Origin of the sequence: uncultured Sunxiuqinia sp. (genome assembly GCF_963974515.1) — a bacterium.
In the GTDB taxonomy this organism is placed as follows: Bacteria; Bacteroidota; Bacteroidia; order Bacteroidales; family Prolixibacteraceae; genus Sunxiuqinia.
On sequence record NZ_CAXBDD010000088.1, the window covers coordinates 1 to 16,121 of the forward strand.

General features: G+C 46.9%; 14 protein-coding genes. 7 read left to right on the forward strand and 7 right to left on the reverse strand.

Features of this window, described 5'->3' with window-relative positions:
- Nucleotides 1–140 precede the first annotated feature (140 nt).
- Complete coding sequence (locus AAC033_RS15070; protein ID WP_339739580.1) at nucleotides 141–593, forward strand: GatB/YqeY domain-containing protein; 453 nt, start codon at nucleotides 141–143, stop codon at nucleotides 591–593.
- Between the two features lie 176 nt (nucleotides 594–769).
- Here AAC033_RS15070 and AAC033_RS15075 read toward each other — a convergent pair whose 3' ends face one another.
- The 4 genes from AAC033_RS15075 to AAC033_RS15090 all read right to left on the reverse strand — a co-directional run bounded on the left by AAC033_RS15075 (nucleotide 770) and on the right by AAC033_RS15090 (nucleotide 5,072).
- Nucleotides 770–1,699 carry a glycoside hydrolase family 43 protein gene (locus AAC033_RS15075; RefSeq protein ID WP_339739582.1) on the reverse strand — a complete coding sequence of 310 codons (930 nt, stop codon included), beginning with the start codon at nucleotides 1,697–1,699 and terminating at the stop codon, nucleotides 770–772.
- A 208-nt stretch (nucleotides 1,700–1,907) separates the two neighbouring features.
- Nucleotides 1,908–2,942, reverse strand: coding sequence for a hypothetical protein (locus tag AAC033_RS15080; protein WP_339739584.1), 1,035 nt, complete (start codon nucleotides 2,940–2,942; stop codon nucleotides 1,908–1,910).
- A gap of 295 nt (nucleotides 2,943–3,237) precedes the next feature.
- Nucleotides 3,238–3,960, reverse strand: a complete 723-nt coding sequence (locus tag AAC033_RS15085; protein WP_339739586.1) for a LytTR family DNA-binding domain-containing protein — start codon at nucleotides 3,958–3,960, stop codon at nucleotides 3,238–3,240.
- Nucleotides 3,948–5,072: a histidine kinase gene (locus AAC033_RS15090; RefSeq protein ID WP_339739588.1), complete on the reverse strand. Its 1,125-nt coding sequence runs from the start codon at nucleotides 5,070–5,072 to the stop codon at nucleotides 3,948–3,950. The genes AAC033_RS15085 and AAC033_RS15090 overlap by 13 nt, the downstream gene beginning before the upstream one ends.
- Before the next feature lie 228 nt (nucleotides 5,073–5,300).
- Here AAC033_RS15090 and AAC033_RS15095 point away from each other — a divergent pair, with 228 nt between their 5' ends.
- Nucleotides 5,301–5,684, forward strand: coding sequence for a MotA/TolQ/ExbB proton channel family protein (locus tag AAC033_RS15095; protein ID WP_339739590.1), 384 nt, complete (start codon nucleotides 5,301–5,303; stop codon nucleotides 5,682–5,684).
- A gap of 51 nt (nucleotides 5,685–5,735) precedes the next feature.
- Here the strand turns inward: AAC033_RS15095 and AAC033_RS15100 are convergent, their stop codons facing one another.
- Together AAC033_RS15100 and AAC033_RS15105 are read right to left on the reverse strand one after the other, a co-directional pair.
- The gene (locus AAC033_RS15100) at nucleotides 5,736–6,707 is read right to left on the reverse strand and encodes a GDP-mannose 4,6-dehydratase (RefSeq protein WP_339739592.1); all 972 of its coding nucleotides are present in this window, start codon (nucleotides 6,705–6,707) and stop codon (nucleotides 5,736–5,738) included.
- Nucleotides 6,708–6,715: 8 nt separating this feature from the next.
- Nucleotides 6,716–7,405: a lipid-A-disaccharide synthase N-terminal domain-containing protein gene (locus AAC033_RS15105; RefSeq protein WP_339739594.1), complete on the reverse strand. Its 690-nt coding sequence runs from the start codon at nucleotides 7,403–7,405 to the stop codon at nucleotides 6,716–6,718.
- A gap of 206 nt (nucleotides 7,406–7,611) precedes the next feature.
- On the opposite strand from AAC033_RS15105, the gene lepA reads away from it, so the two are divergent.
- The 4 genes from lepA to AAC033_RS15125 all read left to right on the forward strand — a co-directional run bounded on the left by lepA (nucleotide 7,612) and on the right by AAC033_RS15125 (nucleotide 13,338).
- Entirely contained in the window at nucleotides 7,612–9,399 is a 1,788-nt protein-coding gene (gene lepA / locus AAC033_RS15110; RefSeq protein WP_339739596.1) for a translation elongation factor 4, read from the forward strand.
- A gap of 530 nt (nucleotides 9,400–9,929) precedes the next feature.
- Nucleotides 9,930–10,394 (forward strand): VOC family protein, encoded by a 465-nt coding sequence (locus AAC033_RS15115; RefSeq protein ID WP_339739598.1) that lies wholly within the window; start codon nucleotides 9,930–9,932, stop codon nucleotides 10,392–10,394.
- A gap of 86 nt (nucleotides 10,395–10,480) precedes the next feature.
- Nucleotides 10,481–11,110 carry a class I SAM-dependent methyltransferase gene (locus AAC033_RS15120; protein WP_339739600.1) on the forward strand — a complete coding sequence of 210 codons (630 nt, stop codon included), beginning with the start codon at nucleotides 10,481–10,483 and terminating at the stop codon, nucleotides 11,108–11,110.
- A 233-nt stretch (nucleotides 11,111–11,343) separates the two neighbouring features.
- Nucleotides 11,344–13,338, forward strand: coding sequence for a cation:proton antiporter (locus tag AAC033_RS15125; RefSeq protein WP_339739601.1), 1,995 nt, complete (start codon nucleotides 11,344–11,346; stop codon nucleotides 13,336–13,338).
- Nucleotides 13,339–13,586: 248 nt separating this feature from the next.
- Here AAC033_RS15125 and AAC033_RS15130 read toward each other — a convergent pair whose 3' ends face one another.
- The gene (locus AAC033_RS15130) at nucleotides 13,587–14,351 is read right to left on the reverse strand and encodes a creatininase family protein (protein ID WP_339739602.1); all 765 of its coding nucleotides are present in this window, start codon (nucleotides 14,349–14,351) and stop codon (nucleotides 13,587–13,589) included.
- A 127-nt stretch (nucleotides 14,352–14,478) separates the two neighbouring features.
- Between AAC033_RS15130 and AAC033_RS15135 the strand changes: the two genes are divergently transcribed.
- Nucleotides 14,479–15,603, forward strand: a complete 1,125-nt coding sequence (locus AAC033_RS15135; RefSeq protein WP_339739604.1) for a formylglycine-generating enzyme family protein — start codon at nucleotides 14,479–14,481, stop codon at nucleotides 15,601–15,603.
- Nucleotides 15,604–16,121 lie beyond the last annotated feature (518 nt).

Here is a 16,121-nt window from a genome sequence, read left to right on the forward strand (position 1 = left end):
GGGACTGGATAATCAGTCATTGATGGGCATTTATCGCTGGTGGCTGAACTTGCGTCCAAAGGGATTCCCAATCTCCTGAGAAAAACTTGTCTGCCAGTTGGCGGGTGTAATTTGAAACTTGAAATTTTTAAACGGATACTATGAGCTTATTTGATCAGATTAATGAAGATATCAAAGCGGCGATGAAGTCCCGCGAAAAGGAAAAGCTGGAAGCGTTGCGTGGAATCAAAAAAGTACTGCTCGAAGCCCGGGTGGCCAAGGGCGCCGGCGCTGAGCTGGATGACCAGGAAGTGGTCAAGGTCATTCAAAAGTTAGCCAAGCAAGGCCGCGACTCGGCAAACATTTACCAGGAGCAGGGCCGCGATGATTTGTACCAGCAGGAAATGAAGCAGGTGGAGATTTTTGAAACTTACCTGCCCGAAAAGATGAGTGACGAAGTGCTGGAAGCGACTATCAAAACAATCATCCAGTCGGTTGGCGCAACAGGCATGAAAGACATGGGTAAAGTGATGGGGATCGCGTCGAAGCAGTTGGGCGGACAGGCCGATGGAAAAGATATCGCCGATAAGGTCAAGGCGTTGCTTTCGAACTAGCGAATTCGTTTTCATTCGGAAAGCGAACATCCGGAGTTTCGACCAGTCCGGAAATGTAAGCATTGAAGGCGCTTGAAGGCAGTTGAAGACAATTGTTTTCAACTGCCTTCAACTGTTTTCTTTGGACTGAAAAGCTGTTATGCGCTAAACCTCAGAAGAACGTCATTCAACTTACGCTACTTTACTTCCAGCAGCCTATTCAAAACACTTTCAGGAGCTTTAAAAACGGTTCCGTGCCGTGTACCTTCCGGAAAGCTGATCTGATCGTTGATCACTTCCCACTTTTTCAAGTCGGTGCTGCGTACTGCTCCCATGTGGTGGCGGGTATACTCGTCGTAAAACAACACCCAGTGATCGCCAATTTTTGTAATGGTCGGCCCTTCCACCCAATCGGGCGTGATGGGCTCACTGATGAGCCGGTAACCTTCCGTAAGCTGGTCGCTGGACGCAATTCGGATGTGCTTCTTCGCCGGAGTTCTGGTTTCATCTTTCAGGAACATATAGTAAGTCCCGTCCACTTTTTGAATCACTGCGTCAATAACATTGAATCCTTCGTCGTAAAGCAACTTGGTGTCGCTAAAGTGTTCAAAATCTTTGGTGGTGGTGTAGTACATCCGGTGATTGTATTTGTCATCGCCTTGCGTGTCGCCTTCGGTAAAGCGACCGGGAATGGTCGTTGCCCAGTAAATCAGGTACTGTTTGCTGTCCTCGTCGTAATAGAGCTCGGGGGCCCAGCAGTTGAGCGCTTCGGGTTCGTGCTCCATCACCGGAATAAACTTCTGCTCCGACCAGTTGATTAAATCTTCGGACCAGGCGTAACCGATTCCTTTGTCGTTCCAGCTCACGGTCCACACCATGTGGTACTTGCCATCGGGGCCCGGAGTGATACAGGGATCGCGCATCAGCTTATCGTCAGCCACCTGCGGGGTGAGAAACGATTCGTTGTTTTTCAGGGCGTCCCACTTGTAGCCGTCGTAACTGTATGCCAAGTGTAAGCCATCTTGTCCATTGTCCTGAAAAAAGGAGAAGAGGTAAACTTCTTTTTCCGGCGCCTGGCAGCTCATCAGGAAAAAGGCTAAAAAAGTGTAGATTAGTATTGTTCTCATCGTGTCTGTTTTGCCTCAAAAATAAGGAAAGCTTTTTAAATAATTGTACTACGGATCGGATCGCTCAATTCATCCGATCAGTAGCAGGCAGATACTGAAGAGCGGACTTCTCCATTCATGCCATGAGCAAGGTTTCCTGCACTGCGGAGCGGTCGCTCATACTGTGCGCACTTTTTTTGCTGGTCGGGAGATTGTGCCGGAAGAGAAACTACGCAGGTTTCTTATTACCCCGGTACGAATAGTAGGTGCTGACCAGTTCGATGGCCCGTTTGATGGCTTGGTTAATGGGCAAACTTTCGTTGGCCAGTTGAAAATCAATGGCTGCCAATTTCATGTAGTAATCCTGAAACGACGGTGCTTTGATCAGTTGGGCCGGTTTTACCTGCTCATAAGCAGTAGTTTCTTTCAGGGTTTTGCAGGTCACCATGCGCTTTTGTTGCATCTTGTCCGAAGTAGTGGAATAGCCAAACAAACGACAAATCAATCCCCGGTGTTCATACTCGGTACAGCCCCATCCATCGAGGCTAATGGGCGTAAAGATGCCGCAAATCGTGTTGTCGGCTCTTAGCTCCAGTTCGTCGTAGAAGGCTTCAGCTTTGTCCGCCTTATGCAAATGGTAGGCAAATGGTAAAAACTCCAGCGGACTGGCAAAAATATCCTTCTTCAGGCAACAGAGCGAACAGCCTGACGGGCATCCCATCTGGCTGGATTTCTGAAACTGCTGGGTGTGCAAGGAAGCTTCTTTTAGCACTTTTTGCACGCGTTTTATTTTTCTGATCATCGTATGGTTTACTCCCCACAAAAAGAAATAGAATGAGGCGGTAAATGTAATCATTTGGATGATTCGTGCTACGAAAAAATCAACCGCTCGCAGAAAAAAGCCAGAGAGAAACAACCGCATTTTCATTCCGAAAAAACGAATCGTTATCGGATTAATAATTAGACCATTATATGGTATCAATTGAATTCTCCTTACGGATTTTTCAAACGTACTGACAACAGTGAGCATCAGGTAATTTACAACACGTACTAAATTTCTTGCCTTTCGAGAGAAAAACCGCTTACTCTTCCCTGCACCCAGGGCTAAATTGTACAGCAACAAACAAGGCGCAATCACAAGGTATTGGCATGCTCCCGGCCAGCATGCCTGCCCCGCCTCTATTGACGGACGCCGCATCGGAAAAAGAGTGTTTATTCTCAATGCTTCTTTGTCCTCATGCCGGACGGGCACATCCTTTTTCATTGATAAAAAGGATGCAAAAATCGATTTAACGTGCCCTTTCTCCCCGCGTCAGGATTTTTTCGTGCCGGCACACAAGCCGGGATACCCGCCAAAATCCTTGCCGCCTGCGCCTTCCTGGGCGACTTTAACGGCCTGTCCTGCTTTCGCCTGACGGCAAAGAGGAGGGCTTAAAGATCGAAACTTTTCCGCGTGGTTCTATCTTCTGGTTCTTCGAAAAAAGTCCGGATCAAGTGAGGATCAAACCTGACATCCTTGTAGCTCAGGCTAGTCAAACGAATGGGGTACACTCTGCCAACTAACCTTTGGCAATCCGTTTATCCACTTCGGCCTTGTAGCTCCGCCCGATTGGAATTTTATGCGACCCGAGTTCAACCAGTCCCGGAAGCAGCGAGCTGACTTTGTCAATTGAAATGATATAACTTCGGTGAACCCGCATAAATCGCTTGTTGGGCAGCTGTTCTTCCAGTTGGCTGATCCGCTCCTTGACCGTTATTTTACCTTTTTCGGTATGAACCAGCACATAGTCGCCGTAACTCTCCAGATAAATAAGTTCATTGAACAAGATCTTGTGCAGTTTCTTGTCCGCTTTAACGAACAGGTGGTCTGCCTGCTGGCTCTGATTCCAGTCGGTAGCCGATGATGACGCTGTTTCGTTGACTCGTTGGTAGAATCGGTTGATCGCTTTGGAGAATCGCAGCAGCGAAATGGGTTTAAGCAGGTAATCGACCACATCCAGTTCAAAAGCTTCAATGGCATAGTCGCGGTAAGCCGTTGTGAAGATCACCTTGGGCGGGTGATTCAGGTTTTTCAGAAATTCGACCCCGGTAATTTGTGGCATTTGAATGTCAAGAAAAATTAAGTCGACTTTGGTTTTCGACAGCACTTCAATGGCTTCAATGGCATGACTGCACTCACCAACCAGCCGCAGGTTTTTAAATTCTGACAAGTGCGTTTTAATCACCCGGATGGCAATCGGCTCGTCATCAACAATCAGGCAGGTATAGTTTAGTTCGTCCATGGCTTTTCGTTTTGAAGTTCTGTCGTTACGTCAAGTGTCAATTGAAGCTTAATTTCAAAGGTATGGTCGCCGGGCCTGATTTCCAACTGGTGCGCGTTGGGATAAATGAGCTCCAATCGTTTTTGTACGTTTTTCAAGCCAATTCCCTCGGTGTAATCGTCATTCGCCCCAGTCGCGGGGTTGCGGCTGTTGCGAACCCGAAGCTTAAACTGCCGTCCTTCAATGTGAAGGTTAATCTGTACGAAAGGATTCTGAATGGACTTGCTGACACCATGCTTGAATGCATTCTCGAAAAAAGCAAGCAAAAGCATGGGCGCAATCTCCAGTTGATCCGCCTCTCCCTGGATGACAAATGCAATCTTCAGTTGATGTCCGTAGCGGAGTTTTTCAATCTCCAGGTAGTTGTTCAGGTGCTCCAACTCGCTCTTCAGGCTTACCTTCGGTCGGTTGCACTTGTAAAGCATGTAGTCCATCAAATCCGACAGCTTTAGCACCAACTCCGGCGCCAGATCCGACTTCTCAAGCGTTAACCCATAGAGATTGTTGAGTGTGTTAAAAAGAAAATGCGGATGGATTTGTGCCCGCAGTAATTTCAACTCCGACTCCCGCAGTTTGAGGTTGGTTTCCAATTGGCTTTTTTCGAGCCGCGTGTTTTCTTTTTTAATCTCAAACGCGCGCTTAACCTGTTCAATGGCCACAAAAGCTAGGATGATGAAGTACAGTCCTACCAAGAGGAAAACCACGTCGAACGAAGTGGGATCGAGTTTGTAAAACTGAAAATCGCTGACACTGACAAAGACAAACATGCTAATGACCAGTTCGGCCCAAAGCGTAAATACAAAGGTGTAGACCAGGAAAAGCAAAAATCGCCAATGATTTCCCTTGAATAAAAAACGTGGAATCAGGTAATAATTTAGAAAGTAGCTGGTACCCATGGCCAGTGGAAACAAGAGCGATGCAAAAATAATGGTGGTTTGATAGTCGCGGTTGGCACGTCCAAAGAACAAAATGAAAAATAGATAGGAAATCACCCAAAACAGGAGGTGCTGCCCGACTTTCATCAATCGTGCGGGAATGATCTGGGCTGAAGTTGCTTTCGGAATGATCTTCATTTTTCGTTCAATCGAAGCATCAAATTACTGAAAAAATAGGATGAAACGGAAAGAATGTCGATGAATAACCTCAAATCGCCCCCGAATGCAACCAATCGTTGCCTGGACGCCGGGCGTGTGGCTCTTGGTCGTTTCATTTGTTTTTCGTGTCGTTGATCGATAAAATTCACTTTAAAAAACAGGAGAGCGTAATATTGCTTTCATTATTTCACCTTAAATTTATCGATTATGAGACTAGTTGAATTATTCTACGAGGGAGGCCCCCTGTTTATGGCGATTGTGACCATTTGGGGAATTGGCATGCTGGTTTTCACAGCACAAAAGATTCTTCACTTTTTTGTGCAGGACAAAGTCACCAAAAGCGGACTGGGCTTAATTTTGCTGTTCGGAAGTTTGGCCATTGTTACGGGCTTCCTGGGACAGGCCATCGGACTGATCATGGCTTTCGATGCCATTGAAGCTGCGGGTGATATTTCTCCGTCGTTGGTTGCCGGTGGGTTAAAGGTAAGTATGATTGCCCCGGTTTATGGCACCATTCTGTTTATCTTTTCACTCATTTTTTGGGGTGCACTCAAGGAAGTGTACACGCGGAAAACTCAAAAGCTGGCTTAATCAGAGACGCGTTTGCTCCGGAAAAGCAACTTCCGGAACAAGCGCTTTCTTTTAGATGGCATGGACTTCACGATACCAATCCACAAAGTTTTGCACACCCTCTTCAAAGGAATACTGCGGGTTGTAACGCATTAATCTCTTGGCTTTTTCTATATTGGCAAAGGTAATGTCCACATCGCCGGCTTGCATGGGCAATTGCTTGATGTTGGCTTTTACGCCCGTTGCCTTTTCAATGGCAATAATCATATCGGTGAGTTTCACCGGCTGGTTGTTGCCCAGGTTGATGGTTTCGTAAACCCCTTGGTGGGCATTCAGGTAATTGATTGCCCCCTGAATCCCGGACACCGTGTCTTCGTAATAGGTGTAGTCGCGCGAGGTACTTCCATCGCCAAACATCGGAATTTCCTGACCGCTCAATATCAGCTTGGTGAATTTATGAATGGCCAGGTCGGGGCGCTGCCGCGGACCAAACACGGTAAAAAAGCGCATGTTAATGATGTCGAGCCCATACAAGGCATGGTAGGTGTAATTGATCAGCTCGCAGGCTTTTTTGCTAAACGCGTAGGGCGAAATTGGGCGGCTCACATCTTGCTCTTCGTGGAACGGTGTTTCTTTGGTGTTGCCATAAACCGACGATGACGAGGCAAAGGCCATCTTTTTAATGCCCTTGTTTTTCATCACATCCAGGATGTTTTGCGTGGCCAGAATATTGGCCCGGATGTATCCCTGCGGATCTTCGATGGAAGGACGAACGCCGGCTTTTCCAGCCAGGTGGACGATCACATCAATCGCGTCGTCTTTTAGTTCCTGGCTTAACGCGGCCAGATCAGCCAAATCAATTTCAGCAAAACGGAAATTGGGGTGATTCTTAAACGCCGCCAGGTTGCGTTCTTTTACCTGGCGATCGTAAAAGGGGTCGAAATTGTCGACTCCAATGACTTGGTTGCCGTTGGCCAACAACTTTTCACTTAGGTGCGATCCGATAAAACCGGCACATCCGGTGACAACGATGGTTGATTGCATACGCTTGATTATTTTATTTTTCCCGAAACAAAGGCAATGAGCTTGTTCAAGACCGGGATTTTTAAACGACTAAACAGGCTTCGTTTGTTGTAGTGAATCAGAATATTCCGAAGATACACAAACATGCCCAAACTGTGGGCAGCCACTAATACCGGGTCGAGCCGGAAAACTCCGTAAACGAAATTCATGGCCGACCCGCAAATGCTGATGATCCAGAATCCCAAGGGTAAAATCGATTCTTTCCGGTTTTCCGAATAAATCCATTGGTAGAAAAACCGCGAGATAAAAACGATCTGCGCCGCGATTCCCCAGATCATCAATAGCAACGGATTGTTTTCATTGTTGAAAAATGTGGCCAGCGAATACTCCGTTCCGAAAAACAGGTAGCCCAGAATGACCACGGGAGTCAGCAAAATACCGGAGCGCATGAATAAGGACATCGGTTTCCAGTCGTTTTTGAGCTGGATGTTGCGGACATAAATAAAGTAAACCAGTATTTGTCCGATGAGGATGGCCGCGTCGTTACGCAGGATGCCGTAGGTGAGCATCAGTATGGATGCCAGCAGGCTGATTTTCCAAAACAGGGTGGGCGATAATACTCTCCCTTCGTGCTCGGATTTAAACCACTGAATGATTGTTCTTCCGAAGAACAAAATCTGGCTCAGAAATCCGATGCTGTATATCAGGTAATCTTTCATTAATAAACTTCGTTATAAGCGGTGCAAAGATAATCGAAATCACATGCTTCTTGACTTTTTCACTTCCTTATTCGAAACGGATGGGTGGAAAACTTAGGGAATTATTAAACTTTCTTAACGGAATCGGCTTTCTATTATTGTTATTAATTTTTGAATATCTTTGCGGCCAACCGTACAGGGAGTAATTGACAGAAAGCTTTTTATCGATGAAGAACATTCGCAACTTTTGTATTATCGCACATATTGACCACGGGAAGAGTACTTTGGCTGACCGTTTACTGGAAGTGACCAATACCGTAAGCGGACGGGACATGAAAGCCCAGGTGCTCGACGACATGGATTTGGAGAAGGAACGCGGCATTACCATTAAGAGCCATGCCATTCAGATGGACTATGAGCAGGATGGACAAAAGTATGTGTTGAACCTGATTGATACGCCTGGGCACGTTGACTTTTCGTATGAAGTGTCGCGGTCGATTGCTGCCTGCGAAGGTGCTTTGCTGATCATCGATTCCACCCAGGGAATTCAGGCACAAACCATTTCGAACCTGTACCTGGCCATTGAGCACGACCTCGAGATCATTCCGATTCTGAATAAAATGGACCTGCCCAATGCCATGCCCGAAGTGGTGGAAGACCAGATCATCGATTTGATTGGTTGCGACCACGAAGATATTATCCGTGCCAGTGGCAAAACCGGCGAAGGGGTTGCAGAGATTCTACGCCGAATTGTAAAAGTGATTCCGGCACCCAAAGGCGATCCGGAAGCGCCGCTTGAAGCACTGATTTTCGACTCGGTGTTTAACTCATTCCGTGGAGTGATCGCCTATTTCAAAATTGTCAACGGAACCATCAACCAGGGCGACCTGGTGAAATTTGTCAACACCAAGAAGGAATATCATGCCGATGAAGTAGGCGTGCTCCGTTTGGCGATGGAAAAGCGGAAGACGCTAAGCACCGGCGATGTGGGCTATATCATTTCGGGCATTAAAACGGCCAAGGAAGTGAAAGTGGGTGATACCCTTACGCACAAGACCCGTCCCTGCCCAAAGGCGATTGAAGGTTTCGAAGAAGTGAAGCCAATGGTTTTTGCCGGGGTCTATCCCATCGACTCGGACGACTATGAAGATCTGCGCTCAGCCATGGAAAAACTACAGCTCAACGACGCCTCGCTCACCTATGAGCCGGAGTCGTCAGCTGCTTTGGGCTTCGGATTCCGTTGTGGATTCCTGGGCATGCTGCACATGGAAATCATACAGGAACGCCTGGACCGCGAGTTCGATATGAACGTCATCACTACGGTGCCCAACGTGTCATACAAAGTGCACACCACCAGTGGCGAAACCATTACGGTTTACAATCCCTCTGGCTTGCCGGCAACCACCACCATCGACGATATTGACGAACCTTATATTCGGGCACAGATCATTACCAAGTCTGATTTTATTGGCCAGGTGATGACTTTGTGTTTGGACAAGCGGGGAACACTCATCAACCAAAATTACCTGACAGCGGAGCGGGCCGAATTGTCGTTTGACCTTCCGTTGGGCGAAATAGTATTCGACTTTTACGACAAACTGAAATCGATTTCGAAAGGCTATGCTTCGTTCGATTACCACATTACGGGCTACAAACCAGCCAAGCTGGTGCGCCTGGATATTTTGCTGAACGGTGAAATGGTGGACGCACTGTCGTCGTTGATTCACTTCGACAATGCTTACCCGATGGGGCGACGCATGTGCGAAAAGCTGAAAGAGCTGATCCCGCGCCAGCAGTTCGATATTGCCATCCAGGCAGCCATTGGCGCTAAAATTATTGCCCGTGAAACCGTGAAAGCAGTCCGCAAAGACGTAACAGCCAAATGTTACGGGGGTGATATTTCGCGGAAACGCAAACTACTCGAAAAGCAGAAAAAAGGGAAGAAACGCATGAAGCAAGTGGGCAACGTAGAAGTGCCGCAAAATGCCTTTATGGCCGTGCTAAAACTGGATTAGCACGCTGGAGCTGGATTCTTGATGCTGGATTTTTGACACTCGCGGCTGGATGAGTCATCCTGAACTTGGTTCAGGATCTTCTGGCGACTCGCAGAAAGCTCGTTGCTATTCTCTCCTTCCGGGTACAAGGCCTTAGTCATTCAATCGATAGCCAAAATTCATCGAGGTTCTTTTAATAAATTAAAAATCACAGGAACCACACAAGACACATAGAGAAAATTTTAAAGATGTTACCTTGGTGGCTCCAGGGGACAACAGGGAACTGCACCGAAAGTCCTATTGAGCCTTATTTGTTATTATTGGTCATTTATTACCTGTGGGTGGACGCTTGGAATTTGGGATCGGGCATTTTTTCAATCCTTGTAGCCTTCAGCTTGCCGCGATTAAACACGGAGAATTCTTCTTCCCGCAGACGACTCAAATTATTTTTCTTAAATTCGGAAGTGAATTAAACGCTTCAGGCGACTGAATGATGAGTTTCTGCCAGCGGTGTTTGAAACCGTGAATAAAAACAACTAAACAATCGTGCGATGAAGAACTTAGCCGATGAATCAACGGACCAATCGACAGACGAAAATCCTGTTCCCAAAGTGACCGGAATTGGAGGGATCTTCTTTTTTTCGGAAGATCCGGAAGAAACAAAAAAGTGGTACGCCACCAATCTCGGTTTGGAGGTCAACGAGTGGGGATCGAGTTTTGAGTTTCGCAACGCCCATCGGCCCGACGAAATTAACTACCTCCAGTGGAGCCCATTCAAACAAGACAGTGATTATTTTTCGCCTTCAAAGAAGGCATTCATGGTTAACTACCGGGTGCAGCAGATTGAAGCTTTGGTGGAAAAACTGAAAGCCAACGGCGTAACCGTCGTGGATGAAATTACCAGCTATGACTATGGGAAATTCGTTCACCTGATGGATCCGGATGGCAACAAAATTGAGCTTTGGGAACCTGTTGACCGGGTATTTACCGAAATGGGAGGAAAGACAACCAAATAAGCTAAACGTTTTCACTGATCCGAAAACCCAGAGCAACGCCGCTCTGATCGAAATTATTAATTTTGCATGAATTAGCGTAACCAACGATGAATAATTTTGACCGCAAAAAACACTGGGAAACCATCTACCAAACCAAATCTTTGAACGAGGTCAGTTGGTTTGAGCCGGTGCCCGAAACTTCGCTGGACTTTTTCAAACAATTTAAGGTTCCAACACGAGCTAAAATTATAGACATTGGCGGCGGCGACAGCTTGCTGGTCGATCATTTGCTTGACCGGGGCTATAGCGATCTGACGGTGTTGGATATTTCGGAGGCGGCGATACGGCGTGCAAAGGAGCGCCTGGGAGAGCAGGCCTCATTGGTGAAATGGATTGTCGCTGATGCTGCCACTTTTCAGCCCAACGAAAAGTATGATTTTTGGCACGACCGCGCTGCTTTTCACTTTCTCACTCAGGAGCAGGAAATTTCGAATTACCTCGATACGGCCCGGCGAAGCATTCAGCCAGCTGGAATACTGGTTATTGGTACCTTCTCGGACGAAGGACCAGAAAAATGTAGCGGGATTGAAATCAGGCGCTATTCTGAAAACTCGATGACAAACAGGCTGAAGATGTTTTTCGAAAAAATCAGGTGCATCACGGTCGACCATAAAACCCCGTCCAGAAGCATTCAGAATTTTGTTTTTTGCAGCTTTCGAAAATTGCACGTCACCTGAAACAGCTCTGGTTTCCCTGTCGTTGTTATTTCTGAGCAAGCTTGCTTGAAGTTTTTTTTACTGAACCTCACGCTGAAGCTGGCTGCTCATGGAGTTGATATTGTTTCGGATGCGAAAATATGATTTTTTGGGCCTGCATCAGCAGCAGATTAATTGATAAAATGTCGTACTTTGATCTTGAAAATTGAACGTGCGCATATTTCGTCCGTTTTTTTGGTTTAAAACGAAAACATATGGAACTACCCCTGTTAAAAGATATTGTCATCATTTTTGCCCTGTCGACTTTTGTAAACTTCTTATTTACAAAAATTAAGATCCCTACCATCATTGGGTACCTTTTGACTGGTGTAATTACTGGCCCTTATTTTTTGGGTATTGTTGGTTCAAACCACCAAATAGAGTTGCTGGCCGAAATTGGTGTCATTTTGCTGATGTTCACTATTGGCTTGGAGTTTTCCATCAACCATTTGTTACGAATTCGTAAAATCGTTTTTTTTGGCGGCTTTATGCAACTGATCCTGACTGCGGGGATCACCATGCTGGTGGCACGCCTGTATAACCTGAACTGGGCGGGTGCGTTATTTGTGGGCTTTCTTACCGCCTTGAGCAGTACCGCCGTGGTGCTAAAACTGATGCAGGAACGCTCCGAAATCACGTCCAATTATGGACGGACGGTGTTAGGTATCCTCATTTTTCAGGATGTTATTCTGATTCCCTTGTTATTGTTTACCCCCATGCTGGGGAGTGAAGCGTCGGATATAGGCGGACAATTGCTGCCTCTTCTGGGCAAAACGGTGGTGCTGGTAGGCATGGTATATGTTGGCAACCGCTGGCTCATGCCTAAACTGCTGCAGCTGGTTGCACTCACCAAAAACCAGGAACTGTTTATGATGAGCATCTTCGCCATCTGCCTGTCGGTGGCTTTGCTAACTTCGGAGATGGGCATTTCGCTGGCGTTTGGCGCCTTTTTAGCGGGCTTGATGATTTCGGAATCCGAGTACAGCGCCAATGCCTTCGGTCATTTAATTCCGTTTAAAGACACGTTCACCAGCTTCTTCTTTGTTAGTATTGGCTTACTGCTCGACCTCAGCTTTGTGGCCGACCACCTGACCTTGGTTTTTTCAACGGTTTTGCTGGTATTGGTGATAAAAATGGTGATTGCGGGAGGAACTGCTTTTGTTCTTGGCCATACCTTTCGAGGGACAATCATGGTTGGTTTTGCTCTCTGTCAGGTAGGTGAATTCTCATTTATTTTGGCGCAGTCGGGCCTGAAATACAACATCATTCCCGATTACTATTACCAGTTGTTCCTGGCCGTGGCCATTATCAGTATGTCAGTCACACCGATTTTGATGATGGTGTCGCGCCCGGCTGCCGACCTGATGTTGAAATTGCCGATTCCGAAAGTTTGGGTGGAAGGTTTGTTTCCACTTCCTCAGATTGAACTGCCTGCCCTTGAAAACCATGTGGTATTTATCGGGAAGGATTCGCGTTCGCTCAACCTGTCGGTTATGGCCAAATACCTGAAGATGCCCTACGTTTCTATCATCTTTGATCCGGGAATTGTTAAAAGATTACAGGAAAAAGGCGAAACCGTGATTTATGGCGATGCCACCAATGAGCCCATTCTGGAGAAAGCACATATCAAAACTGCCGATGTGGCAGTAATTTCGGTGGGGAATTTGATTGTGTCCATGGCGGTTATTGATAAGATTCGCCTGTTGAATCCACATGTTTTCATCATTGTGCGAACGAAAAAAGTGGTGGACATCGAGGAGTTGTATAAGTTGGGTGCTAACCAGGTCATACCCGAGGAGTTTGAAACTGCCATTGATTTGTTTGAACGGGTGCTGAAAAAACGACTGGTTCCACAGCGCGAAATCAACCGGGTGATTGCCAAAATCAGGAACGACCACTACGGCATTTTTCGAGATACATCCAATCAATCCGACGCGTTATTCAAAGAATTGCCCAACCTGGAAATTATGGCTCTAAAGGTACGCGAAGGGTCATTTGTAATAGGTAAGTCCATTAGTGATATTAAGTTTCGCAAGGTGTTTGGCGTGACATTGGTCGCTATTCTCCGGAAAGATAAACTAATTGAGCACCCCGATGGAAGTAAAAAGCTTGAAATGGATGATACGGTATACATTATGGGACGTCCTGAGCAGATCGCAAACGCCTTTGAGCTATTCGGGCAAAATGAACTGGCACCGGAGGAAAGTTAGGAGTGCTCAACTTTGATCCGCCAGCTGGCGGATCAAATTCCAAGAGTTCAACCTCATGCCGTAGGTAGCAGCTGTAAGCTGCCAGGAGCCAAGCACGAGTTTCAAGTAACCAGCCTCAATCATACAGGATCCGCATCTTCTGCATCTGATTCTGATTCTTGTCCGAGTATCCAGCCTCACGTATCCGGATCAAGAGCCCAACCTCCGGCGATCAATGACCACTGAATGACCAATTATCCACCCCCAACTCACTCATAAATATCATCATTGAGCTCGAGTTGTGCCAAATCAAGCATAAATAGGCTGTATCGTTCAACCAGGAATTCCATAAAGGCTTTGCCTTTTTCGGCCGTAGCCAGGTGCGGTGCGCCAACACCAGTATCCCTGCTTATTTTACTCCATTGCCTTTCGGCCCAAGCCCAGTTTTCGTTTAGCGCCTGTACTTTAAACTGACGGCTTTCGCCATTTCCGGCCTCGTCGAGAGGCAAGACCAAGTCGGGCTGTAAATACATCATCAGGCTGGTTTCCGCTTCATCGGCATGATCGCCTGGAATATCAAAGAAATCATTTCGCTCCGAAAGTTTAAACCAGGAGCTGGAACAGATCAGCATGTCGGCGTAATGGTAATTCACCTCGCGAATGATTTGTTTGAAGTCATTTCCGCCATGCCCGTTCATGATCAACAACTTATGAATACCCTGCCGATTGAGGCTTTCAACGATGTCGAACAGAATCTTAGTTTGGGTTGAAGGATTCAGGTTGATGGTTAACTTGATATCGGACTGGCCGGTGTTTACACCAAAAGGAATGGCTGGCAGCACAACGACGTTTGCACCCAGCTCATTGGCTTTTCCGGCCGATTCGGCAGCGATGGCTTCTACTTGGTAATTGTCGGTGGCATAAGGCAAATGATAATTGTGTGCCTCGGTTGCGCCCCACGGAAGGATGACCAGATCAACGACCTGATTTTGGATGGTTTTCCAGTTGTTTTCTGCCAGTTTGGGCGATTTCATAAGCGTTGGATTTAGATAAGCGAAAGTTAAGAAGTAATCTCTGTTTGAACAATCCATTTTCTAAATAAGCCAAAAAATAAACACTTTCATATCACACGTGTTTAAGTTGGGTAAATCAAAATCTTTTATGAAACGGATACTACTTTTCTTGCTGGTGGGAATCTTGCTGGGCTGTCAATCGAATAGCGAAAAGAAAACCCAACAGGAAGTGCAGCTCAATGATACGACTTTAACGTGCTGTTCCAACCTCCCCGATCGTTTTCAGACCGCTGCAAATCCCGCGCTGCAGACTTCAAATGCTCCAAATACCAACTTGAAAGACATGGTGCTCATTCCCGAAGGAAGTTTCACCATGGGGGGTGACTCCGAATGGGGACGACCGGATGAATTTCCACATCACGAAGTCAAGCTTTCCGCCTTCTATATGGATACTCACGAAGTAACCAATAAGCAATTCCTGGCTTTTGTTGAGGCGACGGGCTACGTTACTACAGCTGAGCGAAAGCCGGATTGGGAAGAAATGAAAAGCCAGGTTCCTCCTGGTACCCCCAAACCGCCGGACGAAGTGCTGGTCGCAGCATCATTGGTCTTTAAGCCAACCGATGGGCCGGTATCACTAAACAACCCATCAGTGTGGTGGACCTGGGTGCAAGGAGCCGATTGGCGCCACCCAGAGGGTCCGGGCAGTTCGATTGACAACAGAGATAACTATCCGGTGGTGCATGTGTCGTGGGAGGATGCCGCCGCTTACGCTGCGTGGGCTGGAAAACGCCTGCCCACTGAAGCGGAATGGGAATATGCCGCGCGCGGTGGAGAGCAGGATGTGATTTATCCCTGGGGTAAGGAATTGATTCACAAAGGTGAAGTGAAAGCCAATTCGTGGGATGGTCGGTTTCCGTACGACAACCACGAAAAAGATGGCTTTATGCTGGCAGCTCCGGTGGGGCAATACGCGCCCAATGCTTACGGCTTGTACGATATGGCCGGGAATGTTTGGGAGTGGTGTGCTGATTGGTACCGGAACGACTACTACGCCACCTGCGAGAACGAAGGCGTTGTCATCAATCCGCAGGGCCCTGCCGATTCGCATGATCCGGCTGAACCGTATGCCCAAAAGAAAGTGACCCGCGGTGGTTCATTTTTGTGTAATGATGATTACTGCTCCGGATTTCGTGTCGCTGCCCGAATGAAAACCAGTTGGGATACCAGCCTCAATCATACCGGATTCCGGTGTGTGGCGTCGGCCAATTAAACTTGATGCTGGGTACTGGACGTAACTGAATTCAACGACTGATAACTGAACACTTCTTATGGTTATTCAATAGTCATTGATCGTCATTGGTTGATTCCCAACGGTTCACTTGTCGAATCAGGCATTAGAAACCCTTAATTTTCTTTTCAGACCTTAGTAGTCATGTTATGAACAAGCACACCCCAACCTTATTTTCCTTATTCGGTGAAATCTGAAGCCCGGAGCAAGACTGGCTTCAACAAAAAGGAGCATAAGGTGGGAGAAAAAACGATGGCTAATGGGACGAAGGAGAAACACAAAAACCAAGGGTTTTCACGGGCGACAAAGATCTGAAGATCCAGACCTGCCGTCATTCGGCTGCTGGTCCACGACTAACATGAATTTCACAATTCCTTCTTTTGATGCTGTTAATGCCTGTTCCGACTGGTCGGAATCTGAAGACCTTGACAGGTCGTTATTCTCTTACAAACCGTAAAGAAATAGTTACAGCCCGACTTACCGCTGGGCGCTGGGGAACA

Coding starts and splice junctions, on each gene's coding strand:
- AAC033_RS15070 (WP_339739580.1), top strand. CDS start 141: ATGAGCTTATTTGATCAGATTAATGAAGATATCAAAGCGGCGATGAAG.
- AAC033_RS15075 (WP_339739582.1), bottom strand. CDS start 1,699: ATGAGAACAATACTAATCTACACTTTTTTAGCCTTTTTCCTGATGAGC.
- AAC033_RS15080 (WP_339739584.1), bottom strand. CDS start 2,942: ATGAAAAAGGATGTGCCCGTCCGGCATGAGGACAAAGAAGCATTGAGA.
- AAC033_RS15085 (WP_339739586.1), bottom strand. CDS start 3,960: ATGGACGAACTAAACTATACCTGCCTGATTGTTGATGACGAGCCGATT.
- AAC033_RS15090 (WP_339739588.1), bottom strand. CDS start 5,072: ATGAAGATCATTCCGAAAGCAACTTCAGCCCAGATCATTCCCGCACGA.
- AAC033_RS15095 (WP_339739590.1), top strand. CDS start 5,301: ATGAGACTAGTTGAATTATTCTACGAGGGAGGCCCCCTGTTTATGGCG.
- AAC033_RS15100 (WP_339739592.1), bottom strand. CDS start 6,707: ATGCAATCAACCATCGTTGTCACCGGATGTGCCGGTTTTATCGGATCG.
- AAC033_RS15105 (WP_339739594.1), bottom strand. CDS start 7,405: ATGAAAGATTACCTGATATACAGCATCGGATTTCTGAGCCAGATTTTG.
- lepA (WP_339739596.1), top strand. CDS start 7,612: ATGAAGAACATTCGCAACTTTTGTATTATCGCACATATTGACCACGGG.
- AAC033_RS15115 (WP_339739598.1), top strand. CDS start 9,930: ATGAAGAACTTAGCCGATGAATCAACGGACCAATCGACAGACGAAAAT.
- AAC033_RS15120 (WP_339739600.1), top strand. CDS start 10,481: ATGAATAATTTTGACCGCAAAAAACACTGGGAAACCATCTACCAAACC.
- AAC033_RS15125 (WP_339739601.1), top strand. CDS start 11,344: ATGGAACTACCCCTGTTAAAAGATATTGTCATCATTTTTGCCCTGTCG.
- AAC033_RS15130 (WP_339739602.1), bottom strand. CDS start 14,351: ATGAAATCGCCCAAACTGGCAGAAAACAACTGGAAAACCATCCAAAAT.
- AAC033_RS15135 (WP_339739604.1), top strand. CDS start 14,479: ATGAAACGGATACTACTTTTCTTGCTGGTGGGAATCTTGCTGGGCTGT.